The following is an 8,030-nucleotide window of genomic DNA, read 5'->3' as shown; positions in this document are numbered from 1 at the left end:
CGAGGGCTTATCCTAACGAATGACACGACAAAGCAAGACACTTCACCTTCTTCTTCGCTCCACTTGGTTCGCATCCAGTTTTCAAGGCGTAAGCCCGGGGCACCTCTAATCGGAGGTGTCATTTTGCATGCTTCGGAAAGTATACAATGCGCTATCCGCCATTCTCCCCAATCCGCTCCACCAGATGCAGAATCCACCTGAGCTCCCATAAACTCAGACGAAGGGCGCTTCCTTCGATTGCAAACAATACCGACACTTAAACTTATCGGGGAGGTGTCGGTAATGCCTGCTCGTCCGCCCATTCATTTGCTCTGCATCGTTCTTTTGTCCATTGCGTTCGTTAGCCTTTACTCGGGTTGTTCCGCCGAATCGTCGGCTCCGTCGACGACCCACGATCTTCGCAGACTGGAGAAGAGCCTGCAGCAGGTCTCCGAGAAGCCCGTCAACGACTTGCGGCTGAAACGCAATTCAAGCGTTAAAGCCTCCGCCCCGTCTAAGCCTTCAAACTTGAAAGTTCCGTCCCAAGCGGTACGGGCCATCTATGTAACTTCATATGTCGCGAACGGCAGCAGGATGAACGAACTGATCGACCTGGTTAACCGCACCGAATTGAACGCCATGGTGTTGGACGTTAACAGCGGCATTGCCCTCACTGTGCCCGGACGCGCGGGAGGCAAGACCGGGACGGTCAAGCCGATCCCGTCCACGCGCAAGTCTGCCGAGCATTACAGGGAGGTTATCCGCAAGCTCAAGCGTCAGAACGTGTATCTTATCGCAAGAGTCGTGACCTTCAAAAATCCGGAGCTGGCCAAAGCGGTTCCGAGTTGGGCCATCAAGCGGAAAAACGGAACGAGCTGGACGGACAGGAACGGAACGCCATGGGTCGACCCGTATAAACAAGCGAGCTGGGAGTACCCGATCGCGTTGGCGGAGTATGCGGCGAAGCTGGGTTTTGACGAGGTGCAGTTCGATTATGTGCGTTTTCCCGAAAATGGGGTAAAGGTGGATAGGGAGGTCAAGTACGCCAACACGCAAGGTTGGAGCAAAGATGAGGCGATCGCCGCATTTCTCCATAAAGCGAGATCAAGGCTGCACAAAGTCGGCGTTCCGATCTCGGCGGACGTCTTCGGAATGGTCGGCTCGTCGGACGACGACATGGGCATCGGCCAGAAGTGGAAAGCCATTGCGCCGGAAGTGGACGTCATCTCGCCGATGGTGTATCCGTCGCACTATTCGGAAGGAATATGGTCGATCGCTTACCCGGATCTGTCGCCGGGACCGATCGTGAAGCACGCGCTGTCGGACGCCGCGAACCATAATCGGAAGCTGAACGGCAAAGGGATCGCAACGGCGAAGATCCGGCCCTGGCTGCAAAGCTTCACCGCCAGCTGGATTCATCCGCATCAGAAGTACGGAGCGGCGCAGATTCGCGAGCAGATCGCGGCCGCGCGCAAAGCGGGCATTCATTCCTATATGCTGTGGAACTCCTCCTGCAAGTATCCCGAATTCAAGACGTAGCACCCAGTGCACAAGGCGGAAAAATGCTGATTTGGTGCGGTTTTCCACGCTTTCGAATGTGCTTGACAGCCCATGACGCCTCTGCTAAGATTGACGATAATCAATCGGAGACAATAGCCGGAGAAGCAACCGGCAATAGGGGGTAACCAGCTGTGTGGCAAAATAAATTCGCCAAAGAAGGACTTACATTCGACGACGTACTGCTCGTTCCGCGGAAATCTTCCATCCTTCCTCGGGACGTCGACGTATCGACCGTGCTCAGTCCTTCGGTAAAGCTTAATATTCCGTTGATCAGCGCGGGGATGGATACGGTCACGGAATCGGCTTTGGCGATCGCAATCGCCCGGGAGGGCGGCATTGGCATTATCCATAAGAACATGTCGGTAGCTCAGCAAGCCGAAGAGGTGGATCGGGTTAAGCGTTCCGAGAGCGGTGTTATTACGAATCCATTCTCCTTGACGCCGGAGCATCACGTCTATGACGCCGAAGAGCTGATGGGCAAGTACCGGATTTCCGGAGTTCCGATCGTGGACGCGGACAGCACGTTGGTCGGTATCCTCACCAATCGCGACTTGCGCTTCGTGCATGATTATTCCATTAAGATCAAAGAAGTCATGACGCAAGAGGATTTGGTCACGGCTCCTGTCGGAACGACGCTGCAGCAAGCGGAAGGCATCCTCCAGCGTCATAAGATCGAGAAGCTGCCTCTCGTAGACGAATCCAATACGCTTAAAGGCCTTATTACGATTAAAGATATCGAGAAAGCCATTCAATTCCCCAACGCAGCGAAAGATCATCACGGCCGGTTGCTCGTCGGAGCTGCCGTCGGCGTATCCAAGGATACGTTCGAGCGGGCCGAGGCGTTGGTGCAATCGGGAGTCGATGCTCTCGTCGTCGATTCGGCGCACGGGCACCACATCGACATCGTGGCGATGGTTCGCAAGCTGCGGGAGAAATATCCGGACCTTACCCTTATCGCAGGGAACGTCGCGACGGGCGAAGCGACCCGCGATCTGATCGAAGCCGGAGCTTCCGTCGTGAAGGTCGGCATCGGGCCTGGATCCATCTGTACGACGCGCATTATCGCCGGCATCGGGGTTCCGCAGATCACGGCAGTCTACGATTGCGCGACCGTTGCGCGCGAGTATAACGTACCGATCATCGCCGACGGAGGCATCAAGTATTCCGGCGAGATCACCAAGGCGATCGCTGCGGGCGCAAGCTGCGTCATGCTGGGAAGCCTGTTCGCGGGTACGGAAGAAAGCCCGGGCGAATCGGAAATTTACCAAGGCCGCCGGTACAAATCCTATCGCGGCATGGGCTCGATCGGCGCGATGAAGGAAGGCAGCAAGGACCGGTACTTCCAGGAGAACGAGAGCAAGCTCGTTCCGGAGGGCATCGAAGGCCGCGTGGCTTACAAAGGTCCTCTGAAGGATATCATTCATCAGCTGCTCGGCGGTCTGCGTTCGGGTATGGGCTACTGCGGAACGGCTACGATCGAAGAGTTGAAGAACGACACGCAATTCGTTCGGATTACGGGTGCGGGACTTCGCGAGAGCCATCCGCATGACGTGCAAATCACGAAAGAAGCGCCTAACTATTCCATGTAACTCCGCAATGGAGCCAGAGAGAATATGGAAGCCGAAGGGACAGGATTTATCCGACCTTCGGCTTTTTCCTTTGAAGCGCCTATGTTACAATAGGAAAGGTATTTTATTATCGAAAAAGGGGAGAATGCGTTGAATCGCCATCATCAATTGTCGTTGTCTCTAGCATTCCTGTCGAAGCGGTTCGTCGCCGCTGTCGTACTTGCAAGTTTTCTGCTGCTGTTCGGGTTTTCCTCCTTCGCCTCGGCGGACGAGCTTCCTGCCGCTCCCCAATTGGAAGCCGAAGCCGCGATTCTAATGGATGCGGAGAGCGGACAAATTCTGTTTCAGCACAATGCGGACGAAGCCAGACCTCCGGCGAGCATGGCTAAAATGATGACGGAGTATCTCGTATCGATGGCCGTCAAGCAAGGAAAGATGTCCTGGGACGATAAAGTCACGGTCGGAGAAAACGCGGCCAAACAAACCGGAAGCCGTATTCTCTTAGCCCAAGGCGATCAACATACGATTAGAGAATTGTACATTGCGTTGGCGGTCTATTCCGCGAACGACGCGACGGTGCAACTGGCCGAAGAAGTTTCCGGTTCCGAAGAAGAGTTCGCGAAGCTGATGAACCAGACCGCTGTCGAGTTCGGGATGACGCAATCGCACTTTATCAATTCCACGGGTCTGGACCGCGCGGATATGCCGGAGAAATTCCGTCCGACTACCGTAGACGGCGAGACGACAATGTCAGCCAGAGACGCAGCTATTCTCGCCTATCGGATCGTTAAGGACGATCCGGAATTCCTGGAGACGTCCAAGCTTCAAGAATACAAATTCCGCGAACGCGACAAAACGCCGATGAAAAACTGGAACTGGATGCTGGGTACCAATAAGGATAATCCGACGTTGCGCAAATTCGCTTACGAAGGCGTAGACGGGCTCAAAACGGGACATACCAGTAGAGCGGGCCAGAATTTCACGGGTACCGCGCTTCGCAACGGCACTCGCTTGATCGGGGTCGTTATGGGCGTTCCCGGCACGACGGAGCAAGGCAAGCGGTTTTTGGAGACTGCCAAGCTGTTCGATTACGGTTTCAAAGGTTTTGAGAAGAAAACGATTGTCGAAGCGAAAGCTTCCGTACCCGAACATGAAACGTTGAAGATCAAGAAAGGGAAGTCGACTACCGTATCTGTCGTTACGGCAACCGATCTCACCGTTCTTATTCCGAAAGGCGTCGTCGTCGAGCCTGTCGTGCAGGAGGTCAAGCCTGTCGAGGATCCCCTCGTTGCTCCGATCGCGCAAGGCGACAAAGTCGGTACGGTTACTTATAAGTACAAAGATCCATCCACGCAAGAAGAGAAGACGGTTACGATCGATTTGATCGCGTCGGAAGAAGTGAATAAGGCGAGCTGGTGGAGACTGCTGTTCCGGGCGATCGGCAACTTCTTCTCCGGTCTGTTCCAAGGAATCGTGGATCTTTTCTAAATTCCGACTTAAATGGTTGCCTATTACACCTTCTTCATGTAAAATTTATGTTTAGAATCTTCGGGAGGCATGAATCATGGAAACTGGAACTTCGAGAGTTAAACGCGGCATGGCAGAAATGCAAAAAGGCGGCGTCATCATGGACGTCATGAGCGCCGAGCAAGCTAAAATCGCCGAAGCGGCAGGCGCAACGGCAGTTATGGCGCTGGAACGCGTGCCGTCCGACATTCGCGCGGCGGGCGGAGTCGCTCGCATGGCGAATCCGGAGCTCGTGGAGCAAGTCATGAAGGTCGTCAGCATTCCGGTTATGGCGAAAGCCAGAATCGGGCATTATGTTGAAGCGAAGGTACTGGAATCGTTGGGCGTCGACTACATCGACGAGAGCGAAGTGCTTACTCCGGCGGACGAAGTGTTCCACATCGACAAGACCCAATTCACCATTCCGTTCGTATGCGGAGCCAAGGACTTGGGAGAAGCTCTGCGCCGTATTCAGGAAGGCGCCTCGATGCTCCGCACGAAGGGCGAGCCGGGAACGGGCAACATCGTCGAAGCCGTTCGTCATATGCGTATCATTACGGGTCAAGTCCGCAGAATCCAGAACCTGTCCAAGGACGAGCTGTACCATGAAGCGAAAGTGTTGGGCGTCAACTATGAGTTGCTGCTGAGCGTTCACGAATCCGGTCGTCTGCCGGTCGTCAACTTCGCCGCAGGCGGCGTAGCGACCCCATCCGATGCGGCGCTGATGATGCATCTTGGCGCGGACGGCGTATTCGTCGGTTCCGGTATTTTCAAATCCGAGAGTCCGGAGAAATTCGCTCGCGCGATCGTTGAAGCGACGACGCACTATGAAGATTACGCCCTGATCGCACGCGTATCCAAGGATCTGGGCGAGGCGATGAGAGGAATCGAGATTTCCAAGCTTCCAGCGTCCGAACGGATGCAGGATCGCGGACTGTAAGATCGGCTCATCGAGCGGCTTCCATACGGACCAGCAGCGCTGGGGCCGGAGGGGGCCGCTTTAAGATTATATAATCATTAGCGCACGGAAGAAGGATAAGCGATGAACATCGGAGTATTGGCATTGCAAGGAGCGGTGGCGGAGCACATCCGCAGCATTGAGCTTGCCGGAGGCCGGGGCGTCGCCGTCAAGCGTGTCGAGCAGCTTGCGGAGATCGACGGGCTGATCATCCCCGGAGGAGAGAGCACGACGATCGGCAAGCTGATGCGCAAGTATGGCTTTATCGAAGCCATCCAGGATTACGCGGCGCAAGGCAAACCCGTCTTCGGCACCTGCGCGGGCCTGATCTTGCTGGCGGAGCGGCTGGAGGGCGATGAAGAGCCGCATCTGCGTCTGATGGACATGACGGTTGCCCGCAACGCGTTCGGTCGTCAGCGGGAGAGCTTCGAGACGGATCTGGACGTGAAAGGCATCGACACGCCTCTGAGAGCGGTCTTCATTCGGGCTCCTCTCATTAAAGAAGTCGGCGAGAAGGTTGAAGTATTGTCGGTATATCAGGGCGAGATCGTCACCGCAAGACAAGGGAACCTATTGGCCTCCTCTTACCATCCCGAGCTGACCGATGATTATAGACTCCATGAACTATTCATTCGCATGGCCCAGGAAAGGGGACAATAACCCATGTTGGACGTCAAGTTGCTTCGCAACGATTACGAGAAAGTGGCGCAGGCGCTTCGCAATCGCAACGCTTCTCAGGAACTGATCGCGGACTTCCCGAAGCTGGACGTGAGCCGCAGAGAGAAGCTGACGGAGAGCGAGCAGCTCAAAAACCGCCGCAATGTCGTATCCCAAGAAGTGGCGAAGCTGAAAAAAAACCGCGAGAACGCGGACGACTTGATCGCGGAGATGAGGACCGTCAGCGACAGAATCAAGCTGCTGGACGAAGAGGTACGCGAGATCGAGGCGGAGATGGACAAGCTGCTGCTGGCCATCCCGAACGTTCCGCACGAGAGCGTTCCCGTCGGCGCATCCGAAGAAGACAACGTCGAGCTGCGCCGGGTTGGCGAGCCGGCGGCATTCGACTTCGAGACCAAGCCGCACTGGGAGCTTGGCACGGAGCTTGGCATTCTTGATTTCGAGGCTGCCTCCAAGGTGACCGGTTCGCGGTTCGTGTTCTACAAAGGTCTTGGAGCGCGTCTGGAACGGGCATTGATCAACTTCATGATGGACCTTCATGCAGACAAGCATGGCTACGAGGAAATTTTGCCTCCATATATCGTTAATCGGGACAGCTTGGTCGGGACGTCGCAGCTTCCGAAATTTTCGGAGGACCTGTTCAAGATCGAGGGGACCGACTATTTCCTTATCCCGACGGCAGAGGTTCCAGTGACGAACTTCCATCGCGAAGAGATTTTGTCGGCGGATGACTTGCCGAAGGCGTTCGTCGCTTTCAGCGGTTGCTTCCGCTCCGAGGCGGGCGCTTCCGGCCGCGATACGCGCGGATTGATTCGCCAACACCAGTTCAACAAGGTCGAGCTCGTCCAGTTGGTAGCGCCGGACAAGTCGTATGAGGTGCTCGAACAGTTGACCGGACATGCGGAGAAAGTGCTGCAGCTGTTGGAGCTTCCGTACCGCGTGCTTGCACTCTGTACGGGTGATATGGGCTTCGGTTCTGCGAAGACTTACGATCTGGAAGTGTGGCTGCCGAGCGCGGGCACGTACAGGGAAATTTCCTCGTGTACGAACTTCGAGGACTTCCAGTCGCGCAGAGCGGGCATCCGCTATCGTCCGGAAACTGGGGCAAAACCGGAATTTGTGCATACGTTGAACGGTTCGGGTCTGGCGCTCGGACGGACGGTCGCAGCGATTATCGAAAATTACCAGCAAGCCGACGGCACGATTAAAGTGCCGGAAGTGCTCAAGCCTTACATGGGCGGTCTGGAAGTTATTGCTCCTCGCAGGGCTTGATGCGCCCGACGCAGGTGTGATATGATGATTTGGCAGTATCGGTCGAACCTTCGCGGGTGAGTCGTCTGCCAATCGTGGAGAGATACCGAAGCGGTCATAACGGGGCGGTCTTGAAAACCGTTAGGGTGCAAGCCCACGTGGGTTCGAATCCCACTCTCTCCGCCATAAGCAAAAAACAGCCCGATTCCTGAGAAGGAATCGGTTTTTTGCGTAATGGCGGATGTGGGATTCGAACGGGCCGTAAAGCGGACATGCCAAAAGGCATGTCCGTAGGCCCCGGCGTGATAGTCGCGGTATGTCGTGGTCGTACGATGAGTACGGCCACGGCAGCGACGGAGCGAATCCCACTGTCTCCGCCATAAGCAAAATTTTTATAGCTCAACGGACAGTGCGGCCTTGAATAAGCCCGCCGCACGCACTAGCGTTGCATAAATGCTCACATAGTGAACTGGATTGTATTCCTATTACTTTGATTTCATATATTTACAGTTCCATTCTAGCCACTCAAG

Annotated in this window: 6 protein-coding genes and 1 tRNA gene; all 7 read left to right on the top strand. The window is 55.3% G+C overall.

Annotation, left to right across the window (positions count from 1 at the left end; all coding sequences use genetic code 11):
• Positions 1 to 282: 282 nt before the first annotated feature.
• The 7 genes from B0G52_RS34940 (at position 283) to B0G52_RS34910 (ending at position 7,686) form a co-directional block, all read left to right on the top strand.
• Entirely contained in the window at positions 283 to 1,518 is a 1,236-nt protein-coding gene (locus tag B0G52_RS34940; RefSeq protein WP_094051068.1) for a putative glycoside hydrolase, read from the top strand.
• Positions 1,519 to 1,670: 152 nt separating this feature from the next.
• The gene (gene guaB, locus B0G52_RS34935; RefSeq protein WP_094051067.1) at positions 1,671 to 3,128 is read left to right on the top strand and encodes an IMP dehydrogenase; all 1,458 of its coding nucleotides are present in this window, start codon (positions 1,671 to 1,673) and stop codon (positions 3,126 to 3,128) included.
• Between the two features lie 129 nt (positions 3,129 to 3,257).
• On the top strand, positions 3,258 to 4,595 hold the full coding sequence (locus tag B0G52_RS34930; protein ID WP_094051066.1) for a D-alanyl-D-alanine carboxypeptidase family protein: 1,338 nt from the start codon (positions 3,258 to 3,260) through the stop codon (positions 4,593 to 4,595).
• 73 nt (positions 4,596 to 4,668) lie between these two features.
• Positions 4,669 to 5,553 (top strand): pyridoxal 5'-phosphate synthase lyase subunit PdxS, encoded by an 885-nt coding sequence (gene pdxS, locus B0G52_RS34925; RefSeq protein WP_233163366.1) that lies wholly within the window; start codon positions 4,669 to 4,671, stop codon positions 5,551 to 5,553.
• A gap of 102 nt (positions 5,554 to 5,655) precedes the next feature.
• Positions 5,656 to 6,231 carry a pyridoxal 5'-phosphate synthase glutaminase subunit PdxT gene (gene pdxT, locus B0G52_RS34920; RefSeq protein WP_094051064.1) on the top strand — a complete coding sequence of 192 codons (576 nt, stop codon included), beginning with the start codon at positions 5,656 to 5,658 and terminating at the stop codon, positions 6,229 to 6,231.
• A gap of 3 nt (positions 6,232 to 6,234) precedes the next feature.
• Complete coding sequence (gene serS, locus B0G52_RS34915) at positions 6,235 to 7,521, top strand: serine--tRNA ligase (protein WP_094051063.1); 1,287 nt, start codon at positions 6,235 to 6,237, stop codon at positions 7,519 to 7,521.
• A 76-nt stretch (positions 7,522 to 7,597) separates the two neighbouring features.
• Positions 7,598 to 7,686 (top strand) — tRNA-Ser (locus B0G52_RS34910).
• Positions 7,687 to 8,030: the final 344 nt, after the last annotated feature.

This window comes from Cohnella sp. SGD-V74 (genome assembly GCF_003001675.1).
Lineage (GTDB): Bacteria > Bacillota > Bacilli > Paenibacillales > Paenibacillaceae > Cohnella.
Note: the sequence above shows the minus strand (reverse complement) of the source record. Positions and strands in the feature narration are given on the sequence as shown.

Coding starts and splice junctions, on each gene's coding strand:
- B0G52_RS34940 (WP_094051068.1), top strand. CDS start 283: ATGCCTGCTCGTCCGCCCATTCATTTGCTCTGCATCGTTCTTTTGTCC.
- pdxT (WP_094051064.1), top strand. CDS start 5,656: ATGAACATCGGAGTATTGGCATTGCAAGGAGCGGTGGCGGAGCACATC.
- serS (WP_094051063.1), top strand. CDS start 6,235: ATGTTGGACGTCAAGTTGCTTCGCAACGATTACGAGAAAGTGGCGCAG.